Below are 20,258 nucleotides of genomic sequence, written 5' to 3'. Positions count from 1 at the left end.
CGTAACATTTTATTTTTCTTTTATAATATAAATTTATTGCGAAACGTAAATATGAATTTACTAAAAAAATCGCAATCTTTCAAAACCGCTCTTACATACCACTTTTTATTCTATTTTTTCGTCGGTTTGTCAAAAGTCGGATATCCTTCTTTCCATTTTCTCTCTGTTGAAGTCCACATTAAATATGGTTCGTCAAAACCTTCCACATAAATTAGCTCAAAGTTGTCGTCATCTAATTTTCTATATTCTGGTTGTAAAAAGTCGATTTTGTCTTCAAAACCAAATTTTCGCAATGTTTTCCAATCGTTATTGTTAGGCAATCCGTTTTGTTTTTGATAGCTTTCAATGTTTTCTATTAACTGTTCTCCAAGTTTTATGTCCGAACTTCTATTAATTGTCAAAGGCAATTTCCACCATATAAAATAAACTCCAATGGTTAGTACAAAAAAGATCAATATGCCAAGGGTAATTTTTTTCATTCTCTCAAATAAATATTAGTTTTATTTCTTGAATCATTGGTGCGCTTCCTTTCCTAAAGCGGCATATAACGTTTTGCAGATTTGCGATGGGCGCGCTTTTTACCCCAAATGTTGATGCGGATCACAAAAATTTAGGCAACCACAAAATGGTCTGCGGAGCACGAAACACCGCCTATTACAAATGTGCTGTTATGTATAGTTAATTTCTTATTCATTGTCTTATTGTCCATCAGAACTTTGGAAAAAAACTTGCAATCCGGTCGTCCGTTCCAATTCGATTTTTAATCGTTGTTCTTCGACTTTGTCACTCGGAAAAGGTTCAATTGTCATGATGACTCCAGTCCCTTGTATTGATAACTTTTTAATGGAAGGAGAATTTACTGATAATTCACAGACTTTTCCCGCTTTTTCATAGATCGAATTATAGAATAAAATTCCTGAATTAAACTTTTGGTAATTTAACGATAGTGGTAAAATAATGATTGTGCCAAGAATGACTGTCGCAATTGTGCCTTTAAAAAGCCATTTTCGACTTTTACTGTTTTTTAATCCCAATATAAAGAAGACCAAAATTGATGCAAATGTTATTCCTATGAGATTGGTAACAAACAATAAAATACTTCCATATGCTAAAATAAAATGCCCCTGTTCAAGCATCATACCGCACGTGCAAAGTGGAGGTACTAACGCTACTGCTATTGCAACACCTGATAATATTGTGGAAAATTCACTTCTGTAATACCCCCAAGAACCCGCTGTACCTGCCAATATCGCTATTCCAATATCTCTTAAATCAGGTGAAGTCCTAATTAACATTTCTTTATTGGGAGTTATATCGGGCAATGTCAGACTTATGATATAAGCTATTAGGATAGAACTAATCATTCCAAGAATAATTACTCCTAACATTCTAAAGGATTGAATTCTCCAACCTAATGCAATAGCACCGCCAAGTGCTACAATTGGCTGCCCCAATGGAGCAACAATCATTGCACCGATTATGGTTGCTGATGAGTTTTCAGAAAGTCCTAAAGACCCAATGCCTATACTTAAAATTAGCATTAGCGCAAATGAAATTTGCCAGTCTTTCTTGTAATGAAAAAAAAGTTTATTGAAAACAGCGTTTCTTTCTTCAAAAGGAATGTCTTGAGAAAAGAAATTATTCTCGATATATATGTCCTTTTCGTTCGGGTCTATTTGCACGTTGTGTTGATTTAATTATGCATAAGGTTCTCGGCTTAGCGATGTGGCGAATTTTTAGCACAAAATTTCAATGGAATTCTGAATGTTGAACCTTGCACAAATATTTAATAGAAGCACTTCAGCCGCCATATTGCCAAACCGATCTTATGCGTAGTACTTATTTGTCGGTGCATTTTTATAGTGTTACCAATTGTCCGTCAGTTGGGATGATTAATCGATTTTCGTCAATTCCGTGTTCGGTCGCTTTTTGCCGTAATGAATTTCTCGTAACTCTGCAATGGTCTAAACTTTCCAAATGAACGGCGATAACTTTTGCGTTTTTCGCAGACTGTGCAAGTAAAATAGTTTGTTCCTCGTTCATTAAAATTGGATTGTTTTCAAATCCTGGAATGATTGCTCCGCCTGAATTTGTCACAATTATTTCTGGTTTAAAAGTTGTGATTGCATTTTCTACTTCTTCCAACCAAATGCTGTCACCAACAATATATAAAGTCGGTTCGTTTTCGGCTTGCAACACGAATCCTGAAACCTCTCCCATATGTGCCAATATTTCGCCACTTCCGTGTTTTCCGCCTGTTCTTGTGAGGGTAATATTTTCAAAGGTTGTTTTTGTTTCTACCACTTCTGCGTTTACAAAGTTTGCTTTTTCCATAAATTCTTTGTCGGTAGGTTGACAAAATAATTTAATGTCTTTTGGAAGTTTTTCGCTTGCTAAAGTGTCAAAATGGTCGGAATGCGTGTGTGTAACAATTACAAAATCCACATCATTTAAAATATTGTCGATTGAAACTGTTAAATCAACGGTTGGGTTTCTTGCTATTCCCGCAAAAGGGTCGAAGGTGTTTTTTGGGGAAAACATAGGGTCAACTAAAATAGTTTTGCCAGCAAACTTGATTTTGATTGTTGCGTTACGGATGAGTTGTAAGTCCATTTATTTTGATTTTAATTTATTTTCTGTTTGTTTGATCGGTTCGCATAGCATTAAGCACCACATTCTCACGCTTTGCCGTGTTCGGGAGTTTTGAAAACGAGTATTTTTGGCTAAACGAAAATACGAATAAAAACGGAAATTCCACTAAATTCCGCAATAGCCACAAACGTGTGCTACCTGCATTGTATTTATGTGGGTGTATTAAGATTATCGTCAACTGTTAACCTAAATTCAATTGTAGAATTCAAGTCTACTCTTTTGCATTTGTTATCGCTTGAAAGTTCAACAAATTGTAATATCATACTTTGCCATGCAATTTGGTTTTCACTACTAGGATGTACATGTATTTTATCTGAGAAATCTTCTTTATTATTTAAAATTATTGGATTCTAATCTCACCTAAAATCAACTTTTGAGGCTATATAAAAAGCAGTTTCTCTAGAAATTTCCATAAAATCTAATTCACCATAAGTATTGTGCTTAATATTAACAGTATTTCTGAGAAAGCGAACCAATCCATCTTTACTTCTTTCAAACATTGAGCCGACATAAATTACACATTGTCTTCTCTCATCAGTAAGTTTACCATGTTTTAAAGAGTCTGCTAAGTCTGAAAATATTTTATATGCATCAGATTCCGCAAGTAAATTTTTCGGTTTTAAATTATGAGTGTTTTCTGGAAAATATTTGAGAGTAACAGCGAGTGAGGTTGCTCTGTTTGTAAAATCTGAAATGGATGTATTAATAGAAAAAGGAAAACTTAATTCTCTATTTAAAGTTTCCCAAGGTTTAATAATATCATTTATAAATTTTATTTTATCTTCAGTCATTTAGATGATTTTTATTGACTCTGAGGCTACATTGTAGGCAACTTGTATATACCAGCTACAAAATAGCGCCTATACACCTATAATCGGCTAGATTGTCCCTACTTGAATCCATATTATACACTCTCAAATATATAACTCATTCTTTACAAAACTTACAACGACATTATAGAAACAAAAACGGTCTCCATAGCCCTGATGGAAATGATAATCCCGAACCCTTGCGGAGCATGAAGCTAAAGGGCGAAGATTGTAATGTACAGCAGGACTAGAAGTTGTTTTGAAAACAAATCCTTCTGCTTCAAAAAACACAATCCCATAAAAAAAGGAAACTCTACTGCTGTCGAATTCCCTTTTTTAACTCTTATTTATTCCTATTTGTTCGGCTGACGAGTCATTCTCAAATAAGGCTTTATTTGCTGATATCCTTTTGGAAACTTCGCAGGCATATCATGGTCTGGAATTGAAGTAGAAATCAATACATCAGCACCATCTTTCCGGTTTGTCTTTCATCATTTGAATCATCGCATTAAACATCTCGCTACTTATTCAATTCCATTTGGGAGAGTTTTTGCCCACCTTTAATTCCAAAGTCCAATGTTCTAATTGGAAAAGGAATAGTAATATCTTGTTCATCAAATGCTTTCTTAATCGCTTTCATGGCTTTGCTTCTCATCGTGAAGTAGCTGGGTTCTCCAGGATATTCTATCCAAAATCGAATATTAAAATTGATGGAACTAGAGTCAAATTCAGAATAGTCAAAAATCATCAAATCTTTATCTATCACTCCGTCCAAGTTTTTTATTGTGCTCAATACAACATCTTCAACTTTATCAAGATCATCTGCGTAAGAAACTCCAACGGCTATATCAATCCGCCTTTTTTCTAAGACAGAAAAATTGTAAAAGGCATGCTGTAAAAAGTCTTTATTTGGAATGTAAACTTCTTGGCCCTGAAAAGTCTCAATAGCTGTATCGCGCAAGCCAGTTCGGGTTACTTGACCCATTATATCATTTACTTCTATGATTTCCCCAATTTTAAAAGGTCTATTAAAGGCTAGGATAATACCCGAAACAAAATTAGCAGCGATATCCTGAAAAGCAAAACCCAATGCCAAACCTATCACACCAATTCCTGCTAATATTGAGGTTAAAGCCTTATCTAGCCCAAGAACGCCAAGCATAATAAAAAGCCCAATACTCAGGATTGCGCCATAAACTATAGTGGAAAATAAATGGCCCAATGCTTCGTTATTTGATGCTTTGTAGAAAAGTTTTCTAAACAATTTACTTCCAAGCTTGGCAAGCACAAGAAAGATGATCAATAACAACAAGGTCACTGCCATATTGGGAAGCATGTTGATGAAGGTATCAAGCCAGTTTTCTAACTTTTGTACTACCGTTTGTACTGGTTCCGCTACTTGCTCTTGTATGTCTTGTGTCATTGTGCTATTATAAATTGACTTTTATTTAATGGGCAGCAATTTTATGAATTAATGCTGAGCCTACCATTCCTCTGCGTCCTGTCACAATTATTACTCCAGCATCTTTCAAAACATTATAAGGAGATTAATTACATAACATTTTACTCCAAATCTCTGTGATGAAAAGTATTGTTAAACTCTTCACGATCATAAAATCCATCAACACTATTCGAACTGTGAATCGTGTTATCTCCGCTATAGTGGCGAAGTAAATTTAATTCGTATTCAAAATCTATAACATCTCCCTTTTTGAACCGTTTAGCTTTAACAAAAGTCGAACTATCAATTTGATTGGTATTTACAAGTTTGTTCTTCTCATCAATAATTACCATTCCGATAGGAATAATCAGGTGATTTTCCCCTTCCTTGTTTAAAAACTCATGAACACCGGTGTTTACACGATTTTGATACGTTTTATGCCCATCCTCAATCAAGGTTGTATCTCCTTCAACATCAAGGTAAACCACTCGTTCTGCAGTTTTATTCACCAGCAAATGATCGACTTTCCCAATGATGCGGTTATTTGCATCTTTCACATCCCAACCCCGTACATCGTTATAATTTTCGCTTACTTTGTAACCTGATAATTCATCCAGATTAAAAAGATTTTTATTTGTATCTGTCATTATTTTAATTTTTAAAGATTAACTAATTCATTTTTTGAAGAAGGTCAGAAGCCTTTGCAAAGTAATTCTTGATTGCATCTTTTTGTTCAAGCGCAAGTACTCCCCGTTTTATTGATTCTGACGCACTTCTTAATGCTGTAACTTCATCTGCCAAACCTGGATATTTTGCCTTTTGGATGTTTTGCAATATATTGGTTAAAATATCATCCGCCTCTCTAATATTATCCGCATGTGTTGTTTCAAAAGGGTCTTTTTCAATCATTTTTGCATATTCCCTTACCTTTTCTAAATCTGTCTGTACTTCATACCCAACCTCAGTGGCCATAGCATCAGTAGCCTCAATTAATTTTAATAGCGCTTCATTTGTATATTCATGATCCAGACTCATTTTTTCTTTACTGTTTTCCACAAAATTTACATAAGCCACAACGGTGCCATTATTTTCTTTTACCCCTAAAAGGTCAGATTCGTTTGTATTAGTGCTGTTATCCCCTTCAGTTACTGCCTCTGTTTCAGTTACTGCCTCTGTATTTTCGCCATTATCACGAAATACCAGAAAATATAAAAGGAATGCAATGATGACAAGGCCAACTAACAACCACGGCCAAATCTGTTTTTTCTGTTCAATTTTAATTTCTGCCATAATAATTTTTTTTAAGTGTTAAAATATTTATTTGAAAAAATTAATTTTTCAGCAGTGAATGACTGAAAGAATAAAGTTAATGAAATTTAATCTAAAAATATGTTAAGGAATTTTCATAAAGTATTATTTGATTCCGATCTTTTAGATTCTCAAAAATTTAAATATCTTGAATATAGAACAATATTCATTATTTGATCTTAAGGTCTAGCAATAATAGAAACATGTCAAGGAAAGAGTTTAAGCTAAGTTTTTTACGCTGTAAAAAGCATCGCACCTACCTTCGATAACATTTTCTTTTTCAGCTATCGCCAGAAAGAATACAAAGGAGATATATTAAATATAGAATTTTTAGATTACCTGAAATGGAACCTTTCAGGTAATCGACATTTAATTATAGTGTTCAATTGCCTTGAATGAGTTTAACAACTATTGCGATAACTGCAATAACAAGCAATAAATGTATAAACCAACCGACTTGAAAAGCAAAAAATCCGATTGCCCAGCCAATAATTAAAATTACCGCTACGATGTAAAGTAAATTTCTCATGATTGTTTTTTTTAAGTTATTAGTATTATTAGTGTTTTGATAGTATTGTGACCGTTTGAATTTGTAATACGAAGTTATGTTTTAACACGCTATATTGTGTTACATAATATCATGAATTAGTTACATCATTCACACATTAATCACCTGAATAGTAGTATTTTATAAAAAAGTTTTCTGTTTTTCCCACCATCGAGAGAAGAATTGTTCAGTGCCATCGCTCTCTTTTATATTTTTTCAGCCAATGATCATTACAATTTGTTTGAGCTCATTAAACTCTTCACAAACAACCTTTAACAAGGCGGTAAAGGGGGAAAAACAGAACCATACGGGCCAGTCCTCAAACAGCAGTACCAATAAACAAACTCACGATAGCGGTTAAAGCATTGATTTTTAAACTGCCCGCAACAATGCGAGGAGTTAGAAAATTATCAGAAAGCAATTGAACAATCTAATCGTACTATCAACAGGCTGAATCTGAAATGAATAATTAGCATTATGTCTCTCCTAATTTTTGCATTTTATTACAACAAATTTTAAAAATATCTATCGAATCCAATACAATCAATTTCTTATTACTATTAAAATCCGGTACATGGAAAACGCTTTTTATGGACGAAAGTGAAGTTTTTAATAACGCCTCTCGCATTTGCGCAGGAGCGGAAATAGGAACAGAGTTCGCTCCGTTAACTTACAACTTTCTTGGTTTGGAAAAACCTTCAATTAACTTAAAACTAGTTCTTGCGTAAATGCGATGTTGTGGTACGTAATGTTTGTCGCGTTACCATTTCATTACGGCGCAACCTTCGCTACTTTTTACTGCAGTCCAATGCGCTGAAGTTTTCGATTTGCTTCACAACGGCATTAATATAATGAGGTTAAATAGAACTTTGTCTCGGAAAAACAAAAACGAATTTTATAATTTAATAGTTAAGAGATATAGTCATTTGCAGATGTCCTCCATCGTATGAAAATTCAGCATCAGAAAACGAAGGAGCACTCATTGTGACTACTGCACCACTAGAGAAACCATAACCTTCTGTCGGTATCCCAAATAGATTAGTGTCAAGTTCGCCGTTGCGGTTTTCATCATGGATCACCACAATAGCATATTTTCCCGCTTTAATATCTGAAAACTCAAAACTCGCATCTTTTCCTCCTATTTGTGTTAACATGATGTTTGATGCGAATTTCATGAATTTATTAGGAAAACCTTCCTCGGATTCAAAAATCGCACAGGCGATAACCCCACTATTGTTACTTATATTTTGGATTTTGACATTAATGGAAGGGCATTCTATCTGAGCAAAACCGCTTGACGGCAGCAATACTAAACTTATGGCCAGCCAAAAAAGCAGTTGTGAAGATTTTCGGCCAATGCTGACCTTTTTAGAATGTCTAGTATTGCGAAAAAAAAGCTTGTAAAGAATAGTAGTCACCATTTTGCATATTATTTAGTAAATTCTAAGTTAATCATTTTTGCGTTACAATACAACTTAGAGAGAACAAAATAAGACTGTTAGCTTGAAATAGCCGAGTCAATAGAAATATCATTGTGTATTTTTACCATCTTTGAAATAGAATTCTAATTCGTGCAAGATACGTGGGTTCATTTTGTAAATGCACCACAACGTTCCCTTGCTACAAGTGATTTGGGGTTAAATAAATTTTTATTTTTCGGTTGTCTCAAAACTCCCAAATATAAAACCATTTTCAAATTAAGCCAATTGCCCGAATCAATTGTAGCAAGCGTTTTTATTAATAATGATTTTCTATGCTACTTTTCAAATCAAATTTGTTGCTTTGGAATAATGATTGGTAATATTTCATATAAATAAACTCTTCATTATTTTTTAAATCATTTATAAGTAATGTTTTATAATAGTTTTTTATATAGTACAAACACGAAAAAATCAAGAATTGATTGAAGACAATATTTTGAGGTAATAATTTTTTTTCGATTATCGTTAAGGATTTAATTGTATATCCCAAATCTTTCAATTTCTTTCTCAAAGTTTCTAAAGGCAAATTTCTACAAAGAACACGATTACATCCCTTTTTTGATATAATTCCTGCACCTACTGAAAATAAGCAAAATTATAAATATATCAAATATTTCAAAAGTATTTTCCATTATGAATTTCGGTTTTTTAAAATGACGCACAACTAGTAAATTGCCGCTATTTTACAACGTAATATCCTATATAAAATATAGAACTAATTCTTTACAAACCTTGTAACGGGATTATAGAAACAAAAACGTTCTCAATAGCCCTGATGGAAATGAAAATCCCGAGCCTTTGCGGAGCATGAAGCTAAAGGGCGAGGATTGTAATGTACAGCAGGACTAGAAGCTGTTTTTAAAACAACTCCTTCTGCTCCAAAAAATAAAATCCCATAAAAAAAGGAAACTCAACTGCTGCCGAATTTCCTTTTTTAACTCTTATTTATTCCTATTTGTTAGGCTGAGGAGTCATTCTCAAATAAGGTTTTATTTGCTGATATCCTTTTGGAAACTTCGCAGGTATATCATGATCTGGAATAGAAGTAGAAATCACTACATCATCACCATCTTTCCAGTTTGCCGGAGTTGCCACTTTATAATCTGCCGTTAATTGCAAACTGTCAATAACACGAAGGATTTCGTCAAAATTCCTTCCCGTCGATGCTGGATAAGTAAGTATCAATTTTATCTTTTTATCTGGCCCGATTATAAAAACAGAACGAACAGTTAAAGTTTCATTTGCATTGGGGTGAATCATATCGTAGAGGTTAGCAACAGTTTTGCTTTCGTCTGCAATAATTGGGTACTGCAAAGTAACATTTTGAACTTCTTCAATGTCTTTTATCCACTCCAAGTGCGACTCCAGTCCATCAATACTTAGCGCAATCACTTTTGTATTGCGTTTAACAAATTCAGGGTAGTAATTTGCAACCGCTCCCAACTCTGTAGTGCAAACAGGAGTAAAATCAGCAGGATGCGAAAATAAAACACCCCAAGAATCTCCTAACCATTCGTGAAATTTAATTTCACCCATTGTTGTTTCTGCTTCAAAATCTGGAGCTATATCTCCTAATCGCAATGTTGCCATGACTTTTTTGTTTTTAAATTCATCTAAAATTAATCAAAAAATCACGAAATGAACAACGAATATTCATAAATAAAACCAAATTTAACTGCGAATAACTTTCTTTTAATGTGAGTAAAAACGAAGTGGAAATACGAAAATTGTCAGAAATACTAAACCATCAACAATTCCTATAACTATTGCTACTATTCTGGTTCAAAACAAATTAACGTTTTATTGAACTAGTGCAGGATTGTCTGTTTTTCAATCCGTATTTAAAATCATATCGTTATAGAAAAAATCAAATAAAACGAAGTACAAAGTACCAAAAGGCTAAAGTGATAAAGGATATAGGGATACCAAAACCAATCATCATGCTGCTTAAACGAGGTTTTAAACCATGAGTCGTTGCTAATATACCGGCAGTAATCATGGGTGCCATTGCCGACTCCATGATGGCCACTTCAATCATTTTAGAGTTTTGATTCAAAATCACAACGTACAACACATAGATTATGGCGGGAGTCAATATCAGTTTATACAAAAGTCCAAGTCCTAAAAACTGCCAATGCTGGCTTCTACTTTCAAAACGCAGCTGCAGCCCTACAGAAACCAATGCTAATGGCGTAACCCCACTACCTACCTTCTGGAGAATATACTGTATCCATTCATGGAAATCAAAATTTAATATGTTCATCACACAAGCTACAATAAAGGTAATAAACGGAGGAAAGAACATGATTTTTTTAAAAATCTGAATACCATTTGGCTCCCCTTTTGAATACATTGTGGCTACCAAAATCCCTAAAGTAGAAAGTACCACAAAAGTTCCAGGTTGATCCACTAATATCGCTGTTTTCATGCCTTCCTGACCATATAGCGCTTCAATAATAGGGAATCCAAGGAAAGAGGTGTTCCCCAGACCTGCAGTTAAGATTAAGCATCCCGTAAGTTTTTTAGACCAACCATATTTTTTTCCTAGAAAACGAAATAGTAAAAACGAACCTGCAAATCCAATCCATGCTACGCCAATAGGAAACAGTAACTGATTATTCCAATGAATTTTTGGAATAAAATACAAGGCCAAAGCGGGAAGGCAAATATAAATTACAACCTTATTTAGTAACTTATAACTGTTAGTAGGAAACCTTTTTATACGTTGCAGGACAATCCCAAGGACTAAATAAAAAAAGATAAGAATGAAGTTAGTCATGTTGTAGTAAATATAGCAGCTAATTTACTACTATCACTTCGTATAATTCAAAATTTTTAGTGTTGAAATAAACTATTTTTCAACAACACGGTTTCATAACTAATTCGCTTGAAAAAGCAGAATAAGTTCTAATAATCCATGTTTAAATGCTAATTTTACTAAAATGATTTTAAGCTTTGGAAAACGACAAAATAAAACAGACTGCCCTTAATGAGAAAGCCGGAATTTCACCACCTGAAATTTTTAGCCCATCTGTTGTGAAAAATATTCAGAAATTCAGAAAAGTTCAGCCTTCCTCGGATGAACTAGTAAAGGGAATTTTGTCAGGTAATATAACAGCATTAAGTCGGGCGATTACTTTAATAGAAAGTACAAATCCTGATCATTTGGCTAAAGCCAATGCTGTTATTAAGGCTTGTTTGCCGCATGCCAATAAATCAGTTCGAATAGGAATAACTGGTGTTCCCGGTGTAGGTAAAAGCACTTTCATTGAAGCATTTGGAAAACATTTAACTGGATTAGGAAAAAAAGTAGCTGTTCTTGCTGTCGATCCTAGCAGTACAATTTCTCATGGAAGTATTCTGGGTGATAAAACCCGCATGGAGGAATTGGTCAAGGACAAAAACGCCTATATTCGCCCTTCTGCTTCTGGAGATACATTAGGTGGCGTAGCTAGAAAAACACGCGAAACAATTACACTTTGTGAGGCTTGCGGCTTTGATACCATCATCATTGAGACGGTAGGTGTTGGACAAAGCGAAACCGCGGTACATAGTATGGTGGATTTCTTTTTGTTGTTGAAGATTGCCGGAGCCGGTGATGAATTGCAAGGCATCAAACGAGGTATTATGGAAATGGCAGATGCGATTGTCATCAATAAAGCAGACGGTGATAACATTAGAAAAGCAAAACTCGCAAAAACTGAGTTTAACAGAGCATTGCATTTGTTTCCTGCAAAAAGATCTGGCTGGATTCCCACAACCGCAACCTGTAGTGCGATTACTCAAGATGGAATCCCTGACGTTTGGGAAACGATTTCTAAATTTGTCGAACTCACAAAAGGCAACGATTATTTTAATGTAAAACGTTCAGAGCAAAATGAATATTGGATGCTCGAAACCATAAACGAACAACTAAAACTTAATTTTTATAATAATACCGAAATTCAAAAATTATTAGATTCAACGAAAAAAGCGGTGCAAAATGGTGAAATATCACCTTTTGCAGCCGCTCAAATATTATTAGAAACGTATTATAAACGATAAACCTATTTGATATTTCAGCCAGGTTTATGGTAAAAAAAATATTAACCGTTATCTTTCTCGTAACGTTCCATTTCTCTATCATAAAATTCGTTAGCCAAAACTATAAGCCCTTCCATTTCGGCATTCAATTCTCCTTCATCAAGATCTTCCGCTTCTTCAATAAATTCTACCTCATCATCTTTAAGATTGATAATAAATCTTGGATAATCTAAGTGAACGATAAAAATATCTTCTTGAAAATCAGTGTTGTCGCCTAGTAAAAATTTTGGTAATTCCATTTATAAATATTAAATCATTAATTGCTAAATTCATTGCAACGACTAAATTAATAATCGTTGCAACAAATATAATCTATTTATCAGAAAGAATTATTGAAGAACTTCCTTTATCACCCATAAAAATAATTTTAGTGTTTGGCGATGCAGCTAGTTCTTTTTGAGCCTTTATAGATTCATATTGCAGTTGTTTAGCTGTTAAACCAGTAGAAATAATTCTTTGGTAATCAGCAATACCTTGCGCTTCCACTCTTTTACGTTCTGCTTCTTGTTTTTCTTTTTGAAGTACAAACGTCATTTTCTGCGCATCTTGTTCTGCATTAATTTTACTTTCAATAGATGCTTTTACTGAAGTGGGAAGATTGATATTTCTAATCAGTAATTGCTCCAAAATAAGCCCTCTTGATTTAAAATCAGCTTCAATAGTTTTAAAAATACGGTCTTGAAATTCATTCCTTTTAGTAGAGTATAAAGCTACGGCATCATAATAAACTGCGTTGTCACGGATACGTGTTCTAGTAACTGGTCGTACAATTTTATCCATATAACTAACTCCTATTTCTTTAAAAATTGTTGGAGCATCAACACCAGATACGCGGTATAAAACCGTTAAATCAATAACTACTTCAAGTCCGTCGTTTGACAATACACGAATCGCGTCATCGCCCTCTTGACTTCCTTCAGCTTGAGTAGAAGACATGGTGTAGTTTTGTGTTTGGATGTCAAAAACAGTCACATCCAAAAGTGGATTTATAACATTCAGACCACTTTCAAGAATACCCGGCTCCACATTCCCATACAAGGATTTAACCCCCACGGTACCAGCATCAATTTGCTTAAATGCAGAAGAGAAAATTCCCACTAGAATTAATAAAACCCCAATGATTTTAAAAAGAGTGGAAAATTTTGACAACGGATTTTGATCTTTTTTCAAAGTAAAGCTCGTAACCACTAAGATTATGCCTAGAATAATAATTATTATCATGTTTTTTAATTTAGAATGTTTATTGGTCAAATAAGAGCAATAAACGAATTAGAAGTTATAATGTTAGAATAACATTATAGATTAGATTTCTCTAAGATTAACATTTTTGTCAATCGAGAAAAGCGAAGATACAAAAATAAAGCCGCAAAAGATAATCCTGCCAGTAATCCAATCCAAATTCCAACAGCTTTTAAATCCGTATAGAGTCCTAAATAAATTGAAATTGGAAAACCAACAACCCAATAAGCCACAAAAGTGATGTACATTGGGACTTTTACATCTTGTAAACCTCTTAACGCACCTAAGAACACTACCTGGATCCCATCTGAGATTTGAAAAACTGCTGCAACTAATAACAATTGTGCCGCGATACCTACTACCTCAGTATTTACTGCTAAATCGTGTGCATTATTCATATCAACAAACAAAGCAGGCAATTGTGTATGGAACAGTACAAATATTAGTGCAAAAAAAGTTTCTACTACGATAACCAATAAAAATATAGAAAAGGCAACTAAACGCAATTGCTTGTAATCACCTAAACCTTTTTGATTCCCCACTCTAATTGAAGCCGCAACACTTAAACCCATGGCAAACATAAATGTAAAACTAGCCAAACTTAATGCAATTTGATTTGCTGCTTGATTCACTATCCCTAAAAGACCTGAAAGCCAAATTCCCCCAGTAAACAAACCCACTTCAAAAAACATTTGCATGGAAGAAGGCGCTCCTATATGAATAATTTTCATATTCATCTCTTTTTTAATGTTTTTCAGAGAAAACTTTTCGAAAAAAGGATGAAATCTTTCCTTTTTTTGCATCATATAATGCATATAACCTAGCATTACAAAACGCGAAACTATAGTTCCTATCCCTGCACCAATAATTCCTAATTCTGGAAAAATCCAAACACCGTAAATAAACAAATAATTTAAGATAACATTTACCACGTTTCCTAAAATAGTTGCCCACATAGAATACTTAGTCTCGCTCATTCCATCGGCAAATTGTTTATATCCTTGAAAAATAATCAACGGAATCAAAGAAAAAGCCACTATATCTAAATAAGGTTTGGCTAGTTCAACCACATTATCTGGCTGTCCCATAAAACCTATTAATGGTTTCGAGAAAAAAATCAAACCAAAAAGGATCACTCCTAAAATGGTGCATAAATATAATCCATGATGAAAGACACTTCGCCCTTCTTCAATGTTTTTTCTTCCATCAGCTTGTGCGGCCAATGGCGTAATTGCAGTTGAAAAACCAATTCCTATTGACATGGCTACAAAAACAAAACTATTACCTAAAGAGACCGCTGCTAGTTCTGTTGGCCCTAGTTTTCCCACCATAATATTGTCTACTATGCCAACAATTGTATGTCCAAGCATTCCCAAAATTATTGGGTAGGCTAATCTTAAATTATACGAAAACTCTTTTGTGTAGATAGCTAAATTCAATTTCTCTTTTTTGATGGCAAATATAATTAGAACCATTTTAATGTTCTTGCAATATTCAATTAATATACACTACTATTTTATGGTGTTTTTTTGCATTGTCTAATATTATGTAACAAAATCAAATAATTCTATAACATTTCAGCCTATGTTCATATATACATTTGTCCCTGTCAAAAGGAGTGTAATTACGCATCTCAAAAAAGACATATTATATAACCCAATTAATACGATTATGAAAGTTACAGGAAAAATTAAAATGTTATTTGTATTTGCAGTATCAATGATGTTTGCAAATAATGCACAAGCACAAGACACAGCAGTAAAAAATTACGATCAAGGTTTTAAATTAGGATTTGGTGTTAGTGGTGGATATGCTACTAAGGACCCATATAAATTAGCTTTGGGTGCAGATGCAAGATTACAATATGATTTAACAAAAAGATACTCTTTAACTTTAACTACTGGTTTTACAAATCTTTTTGTAAGTGAAGCTGATGCATTTCCAGGTGAAGCTACTGGAAAAGATTTAGGATTCATTCCAGCTAAAGTAGGTTTTAAAGCATTCGTTTGGAATGACGAATTTTATGTAATGGGAGAAGCTGGTGCTGCATTTGCAGTTACTAACGGTTTTGACCAAACTTCTTTAATCTTAGCGCCAAGTATTGGTTATGCATCTAAATACATTGACGTTTCATTACGTTACGAGCACTATTCTGATTTTAGAACAGTGAACAACAATGGAACTACAGGAAAAGGTGTTGGACAAATTGGTGTACGTTTAGCTTACGGGTTTGAACTATAATACAATTCTGAATTAGTAAAAAAAATGCTCTGAATTTCAGAGCATTTTTTTTGTTTTAGATTTTTATGAAAACTATTATTAATTACTATCGCGGTCAGAAAGCGTCTTCATAAAAGCAACAAGCTGTTTTTTCTCTAAGTCTGTTAAACTTAATTTATCTATTGGCAATGTCTGATTATCAAGATTAAAACCAAGTCCCTCTCCTCCTGCTTCGTTATAAAAATCAACTACTTCGTCTAGTGTTTTAAATACTCCGTTATGCATGTATGGCGCTGTCAATGTTATGTTTCTTAATGTTGGTGTTTTAAACGAGTATTTATGTATGCTTGCTTTTGTAACCCTATATTTACCTAAATCGCTATCTAACTTATTGTTTTTATCTGGCACGCCTAACACTTCACTTTCTGACCGATCAAAATGTGGTGGTACGGTTCCGTTAGTCAAAGGAATAAAATGGCAACTTGCACATTTACCCTTTCCGGCAAAAATATTAAAACCAGCCTTCTCATCAGGGGTAAATAAAAGTTCTCCACGCATATAACCGTCAAACTTAGCATCATAATTACTTAGTGATCGTATGTAAGAACCTAAAGCATTTTTTATAGTAAAAGCATTAATTTCTTTATTGGGAAAAGCCTTTTTAAAGTGCTTAACATACTCTTTATTTGTTTTAATTTTTACTGCAGACTCTTCCATATCCCCATGCATTTCTTCTTTATTTGTAATTACTGCTATGGCTTGGTCCTCAAGATAATTAACTTTTGAATCTGCAAAAAAAGTACGCTGAAAAGCGATATTTCTAAGGGTTGGAGTATTTCTTTTTACCACTGTTTTGCCGTCAAATGAAACTGCTTTTTCCATTCCGTCAGTAAATGCTTGATCAGCATGATGGCAAGAAGTACAAGACCTGCTGTTATCTCCTGATAAAATAGAATCATTAAACAACAATTCCCCTAAGGCTATTTTTTCTGGGGTTGTTTTATAATCCGGAAAACCTGAGAAAGCTTCAGGATCAAAAGCATTTTTATCAAACAGTGTTTGAGCAGTTGTTCGTAAACCTCTTACTTCTTTAAAAACAGGAATACCTAACTTCATCTGAGCCTGATACAAACTTCTACTTAATGGATTAGCAGTGTTCAAGATAAAGGAAGCACGGTCAAAACTGTCAAAATTTGTATTCTCCTTTAATGAATTGATGCCGCTATCTATCGTTTTTAAAACTAATGATACTTCCTCATTATTATGAGCATAAACCTTAAAATAACGCTGGATAGCTTGTAGAGCCGGAATAACTTCCGGAATAGAATTTTTGGCAATAGGTGAGTCAAAACCAGTAATTCCTAAGGTCACAATTCTAAAAACTTCTAAACGCATTGCATCAAAAATATGCGCATCGGTTAATGTATTTGTATCTGCTATTTTTTGAATACGCTTTAAATTTGCAGTAAGAATTCCTATTTGTTTTAAAAGCTCTTCTTTTGATTGTCGCTCATAAACAGGAAACACTAACTCTTCGATTACCTGAAACCCTTCTGGTGCAATCAGCTTTCCGTCATTTTCCTCAAATTCAGGAATTGCAGGCCCATTTACAGCCTTAGTAACTGACGGAAAATAATACTCGCTCAATAATTCAATAGTTTTATACTGCTCATGCGCTTTTAAAAATTGCTGCTGCAACTGCTGCTCACTTTCATTTGCAATTACTGCTATTTGCAACTTTTCAACTTCTTGTAGTACGTGCTGAATGTCTATTTTATACAAGTCTTTTATTTCTTGTGATTTTTCTTTTTTCTGACAAGAGAATAAAACAAATAATAGGAATAAGGGAAAATATTTTTTCATAATAATAAAACAACTAGAGATAATTTTGAAAGCCAAAAGCCCCAGTTCCAATTAAGAAACTGTAGGCTTTATAAATTTTAGTATATTAAGTAATTATCTGGCTAATCCTTTGATTAATAATATCTGGCTAGCTTGATTTTCATTAGGACGACCTGTTCCTCCATCAACTCCTTTGTATTTATCACCTGTCCAAGTATGTGGTTGAACACTTAATAAAAAGGTGTCATCGATTCCTAATTGCTCTGAAACATCTATTAATGCACCATATTCCCAATCTCCAAAACTTGAAGTACCACCTACATTATACTTTGCCGCATCAGCTGCAGTACGACGGTGATCCAATTCAAAAACTACTTTTAATTGTTTAGTAGCAATATTGTATTGGTAGATATAACCATCATGAGTTTCATCTCCATACCCATTAGCATCTTCTTGAACATATACATAGTTTTTAGTAACACATATATTATCTGGGTTTTGAAACTTACCCGCTATTCCTGTACGGTTATCTCCGTCAAGAACAACTTCTAACGTTCCTTTTAAAGGGTCTTTGGCATCTAAATTTAATTTGTAAACTCTTCCGTATTTAGTTCTGGAAGCATCAGCATTAGTCCCTGAAATATTTTGTCCTGTAACATTAAAATACAATTCGCGATCAGCATCCTTTCCTCCTTTGCGATAATCTAAGTCTTCAACTCTACCAAATTTTATGGCTTTCAATGTATTCACTGAAGCATTAATTTGCGCTCCTGTTAAAGTAGTGTGATTATCAATTTTCACAAATGAAACTCCATAACTTTGATTAGTAACCATATCTTTTTCTCTTTGGTTGTCATCATTTCTTTTCATCATGTATAATGATCCATTTGCTAGATCTCCTACAGTATTTGAAACATACATAAATAATTGACCTCCATAAGTTCCTGAATCGTCATCACCTATAACTACCACCGTTTTACCAGCAAATGCAGTTGCTCTTAGTGGCAAAGCGTTTTCAGCACTTAAACGTCCTAAACCTGCTAATTCTTTTGAGACACTATTTGTTCCTGCGTCAGCATAAGGATCTAGCCCATGGGTACGTGATTCTTGACCAGACTCTCCACAAGTTAAATACAATGGGCCAAAACCGTGTTCTGCAGGAGTTGCCATAGTGGCACCACACAATCTCCAAGTTCCCCCATTAGAATTCAATAAGTACTCCCCTTTTACAGGCTTGAAAGTTTTGTCAAGTGTAATTCTTGAAACTGAAAAGTTATCTTCGTTATTTACTAAAAAAGTAAAAGTCCCATCAGCATTTTTCAGTAAACCTGATCCATCAGCTGACCCTCCAAAAACGAAATTTGGACTCGCTGGTAAAACATCATCTGAAGTAATTAAAGAGAACAATTCTAAATTTTCAAATCCCGCTTGTTTTTTTAATAAAACTGGAGTTACGGATTGACTTGCTAATACAACGTCAGTTTTTGTAGCCGTTGCGTCATCATTACAAGATAATAATGATGTTAATAATAGTAATGGAAGAATAATTTTTTTCATTTGGTTGTTTTTTTGTTCGAAGCAAAGAAACAGCCCATACTTTAATAGGAAACCAACAAAACATTACTAAAACATAAATGTTTTGTCCGTTTTCCAATATTTAAAAACATTAACTTAACACTCAAAAACTTACTTTTCTTTCTTCAGCATATCTTTATACATCTGAAAATTAGCTTTTACCTTATCATCTAATTCCGGCTCTTTTATATCTGTATGTTTCTGCATTTCTTCCCAGATAATTTTGGCAACTATATATCGAGCCATATCCTTATCGTCAGAAGGAATAATATACCAAGGCGCATTTTCAGTAGCCGTTTTATTAATCGCCTCCTGATAATATTGCATATATTCATCCCAGTGTTCACGCTCTTTTAAATCCCCTGGCGAGAATTTCCAGTGGTGTTCCTCTTCTTCCAGTCTTCTCAACAAGCGTTGACGCTGCTCCTCCTTACTCATATGGAAGTAAAACTTCATTACAATTGTTCCGTTTTGAGTAATATGCTTTTCAAAATTATTGATTTGCTCCATTCTGTTTTCCCAAAACTGAGGCGTAATATCTTCGACTTTCTCAATGCCTGGTAAATTTTCGTTCAATATATATTCAGGATGCACACGCGTCACTAAAACATTCTCGTAATGCGTTCTGTTAAAAACGGCAAATTTCCCTTTTTCAGGCAAAGCAAGATAATGCCTCCATAAATAATCATGTTCCAGCTCTGTCGAATTTGGCGTTTTAAAACTATAAACCTCTACTCCACGCGGGTTGAATTCCTTAAATACTTCCCTAATCAAACTATCCTTTCCAGAAGTATCCATTCCTTGTAGACAAATCAAAACGCCATAACGATTATGCGCATACATCACATCCTGCAACGCACTCAACTTCTCTTGCACCTTATCTAATTTCTCCTCCTTATCATCATCACTGGCTTTGTTGTATAGGTTCGTAGGAATTTTAGACAAATCAATTTTACCTGTCACTTTAAAATCATCGGGATCAATAGACTTCATAAGAAATATTTTATCTTTACTTTCTCAAATATAACAAAAAATCAGGATTAGTCTTGATGATTTTTTGA

General features: G+C 34.0%; 19 protein-coding genes. 2 read left to right on the top strand and 17 right to left on the bottom strand.

Annotated features, from left to right (window positions below; translation table 11 throughout):
* Nucleotides 1–110: 110 nt before the first annotated feature.
* The 11 genes from QO200_RS09070 to QO200_RS09020 form a co-directional block, all read right to left on the bottom strand.
* Nucleotides 111–479, bottom strand: coding sequence for a hypothetical protein (locus tag QO200_RS09070; protein ID WP_371538905.1), 369 nt, complete (start codon nucleotides 477–479; stop codon nucleotides 111–113).
* A 219-nt stretch (nucleotides 480–698) separates the two neighbouring features.
* Nucleotides 699–1,682 carry a DUF389 domain-containing protein gene (locus tag QO200_RS09065; RefSeq protein WP_371538901.1) on the bottom strand — a complete coding sequence of 328 codons (984 nt, stop codon included), beginning with the start codon at nucleotides 1,680–1,682 and terminating at the stop codon, nucleotides 699–701.
* A gap of 175 nt (nucleotides 1,683–1,857) precedes the next feature.
* The gene (locus QO200_RS09060; protein WP_371538899.1) at nucleotides 1,858–2,613 is read right to left on the bottom strand and encodes an MBL fold metallo-hydrolase; all 756 of its coding nucleotides are present in this window, start codon (nucleotides 2,611–2,613) and stop codon (nucleotides 1,858–1,860) included.
* 395 nt (nucleotides 2,614–3,008) lie between these two features.
* Nucleotides 3,009–3,443, bottom strand: a complete 435-nt coding sequence (locus tag QO200_RS09055; protein WP_371538896.1) for a hypothetical protein — start codon at nucleotides 3,441–3,443, stop codon at nucleotides 3,009–3,011.
* Between the two features lie 538 nt (nucleotides 3,444–3,981).
* Entirely contained in the window at nucleotides 3,982–4,884 is a 903-nt protein-coding gene (locus QO200_RS09050; RefSeq protein WP_371538894.1) for a mechanosensitive ion channel family protein, read from the bottom strand.
* Between the two features lie 140 nt (nucleotides 4,885–5,024).
* Nucleotides 5,025–5,549, bottom strand: coding sequence for a PRC-barrel domain-containing protein (locus tag QO200_RS09045; protein WP_371538891.1), 525 nt, complete (start codon nucleotides 5,547–5,549; stop codon nucleotides 5,025–5,027).
* A 22-nt stretch (nucleotides 5,550–5,571) separates the two neighbouring features.
* Nucleotides 5,572–6,192, bottom strand: a complete 621-nt coding sequence (locus QO200_RS09040) for a hypothetical protein (protein ID WP_371538888.1) — start codon at nucleotides 6,190–6,192, stop codon at nucleotides 5,572–5,574.
* Between the two features lie 400 nt (nucleotides 6,193–6,592).
* A complete protein-coding gene (locus tag QO200_RS09035; RefSeq protein ID WP_371538887.1) occupies nucleotides 6,593–6,739 on the bottom strand; it encodes a lmo0937 family membrane protein in 147 nt (48 codons plus the stop codon).
* A gap of 920 nt (nucleotides 6,740–7,659) precedes the next feature.
* Nucleotides 7,660–8,178: a DUF2141 domain-containing protein gene (locus QO200_RS09030; protein ID WP_371538885.1), complete on the bottom strand. Its 519-nt coding sequence runs from the start codon at nucleotides 8,176–8,178 to the stop codon at nucleotides 7,660–7,662.
* Between the two features lie 1,011 nt (nucleotides 8,179–9,189).
* Nucleotides 9,190–9,828, bottom strand: coding sequence for a peroxiredoxin (locus QO200_RS09025; protein ID WP_371538882.1), 639 nt, complete (start codon nucleotides 9,826–9,828; stop codon nucleotides 9,190–9,192).
* Nucleotides 9,829–10,105: 277 nt separating this feature from the next.
* The gene (locus QO200_RS09020) at nucleotides 10,106–11,017 is read right to left on the bottom strand and encodes an AEC family transporter (RefSeq protein ID WP_371538880.1); all 912 of its coding nucleotides are present in this window, start codon (nucleotides 11,015–11,017) and stop codon (nucleotides 10,106–10,108) included.
* A 176-nt stretch (nucleotides 11,018–11,193) separates the two neighbouring features.
* Here QO200_RS09020 and meaB point away from each other — a divergent pair, with 176 nt between their 5' ends.
* Nucleotides 11,194–12,282 (top strand): methylmalonyl Co-A mutase-associated GTPase MeaB, encoded by a 1,089-nt coding sequence (gene meaB / locus QO200_RS09015; protein WP_371538879.1) that lies wholly within the window; start codon nucleotides 11,194–11,196, stop codon nucleotides 12,280–12,282.
* 41 nt (nucleotides 12,283–12,323) lie between these two features.
* On the opposite strand, the gene QO200_RS09010 is transcribed toward meaB, so the two are convergent.
* The 3 genes from QO200_RS09010 to QO200_RS09000 form a co-directional block, all read right to left on the bottom strand.
* Complete coding sequence (locus QO200_RS09010; protein ID WP_371538877.1) at nucleotides 12,324–12,560, bottom strand: hypothetical protein; 237 nt, start codon at nucleotides 12,558–12,560, stop codon at nucleotides 12,324–12,326.
* A 73-nt stretch (nucleotides 12,561–12,633) separates the two neighbouring features.
* Complete coding sequence (locus tag QO200_RS09005) at nucleotides 12,634–13,542, bottom strand: prohibitin family protein (protein ID WP_371538875.1); 909 nt, start codon at nucleotides 13,540–13,542, stop codon at nucleotides 12,634–12,636.
* Between the two features lie 74 nt (nucleotides 13,543–13,616).
* Nucleotides 13,617–14,999 (bottom strand): MATE family efflux transporter, encoded by a 1,383-nt coding sequence (locus QO200_RS09000; RefSeq protein ID WP_371539107.1) that lies wholly within the window; start codon nucleotides 14,997–14,999, stop codon nucleotides 13,617–13,619.
* A 232-nt stretch (nucleotides 15,000–15,231) separates the two neighbouring features.
* Between QO200_RS09000 and QO200_RS08995 the strand changes: the two genes are divergently transcribed.
* Entirely contained in the window at nucleotides 15,232–15,801 is a 570-nt protein-coding gene (locus tag QO200_RS08995) for a hypothetical protein (RefSeq protein WP_371538873.1), read from the top strand.
* A 78-nt stretch (nucleotides 15,802–15,879) separates the two neighbouring features.
* Here QO200_RS08995 and QO200_RS08990 read toward each other — a convergent pair whose 3' ends face one another.
* From QO200_RS08990 to QO200_RS08980, 3 genes are all read right to left on the bottom strand, one after another.
* Nucleotides 15,880–17,643, bottom strand: a complete 1,764-nt coding sequence (locus QO200_RS08990) for a cytochrome-c peroxidase (protein WP_371538871.1) — start codon at nucleotides 17,641–17,643, stop codon at nucleotides 15,880–15,882.
* A 93-nt stretch (nucleotides 17,644–17,736) separates the two neighbouring features.
* A complete protein-coding gene (locus QO200_RS08985; protein ID WP_371538869.1) occupies nucleotides 17,737–19,179 on the bottom strand; it encodes a hypothetical protein in 1,443 nt (480 codons plus the stop codon).
* Between the two features lie 129 nt (nucleotides 19,180–19,308).
* On the bottom strand, nucleotides 19,309–20,190 hold the full coding sequence (locus QO200_RS08980) for a PPK2 family polyphosphate kinase (RefSeq protein WP_371538867.1): 882 nt from the start codon (nucleotides 20,188–20,190) through the stop codon (nucleotides 19,309–19,311).
* Between the last annotated feature and the right edge of the window lie 68 nt (nucleotides 20,191–20,258).

This window comes from Flavobacterium sp. Arc3 (genome assembly GCF_041431375.1).
In the GTDB taxonomy this organism is placed as follows: Bacteria; Bacteroidota; Bacteroidia; order Flavobacteriales; family Flavobacteriaceae; genus Flavobacterium.
This window is presented reverse-complemented; position numbering and strand designations above follow the sequence as displayed.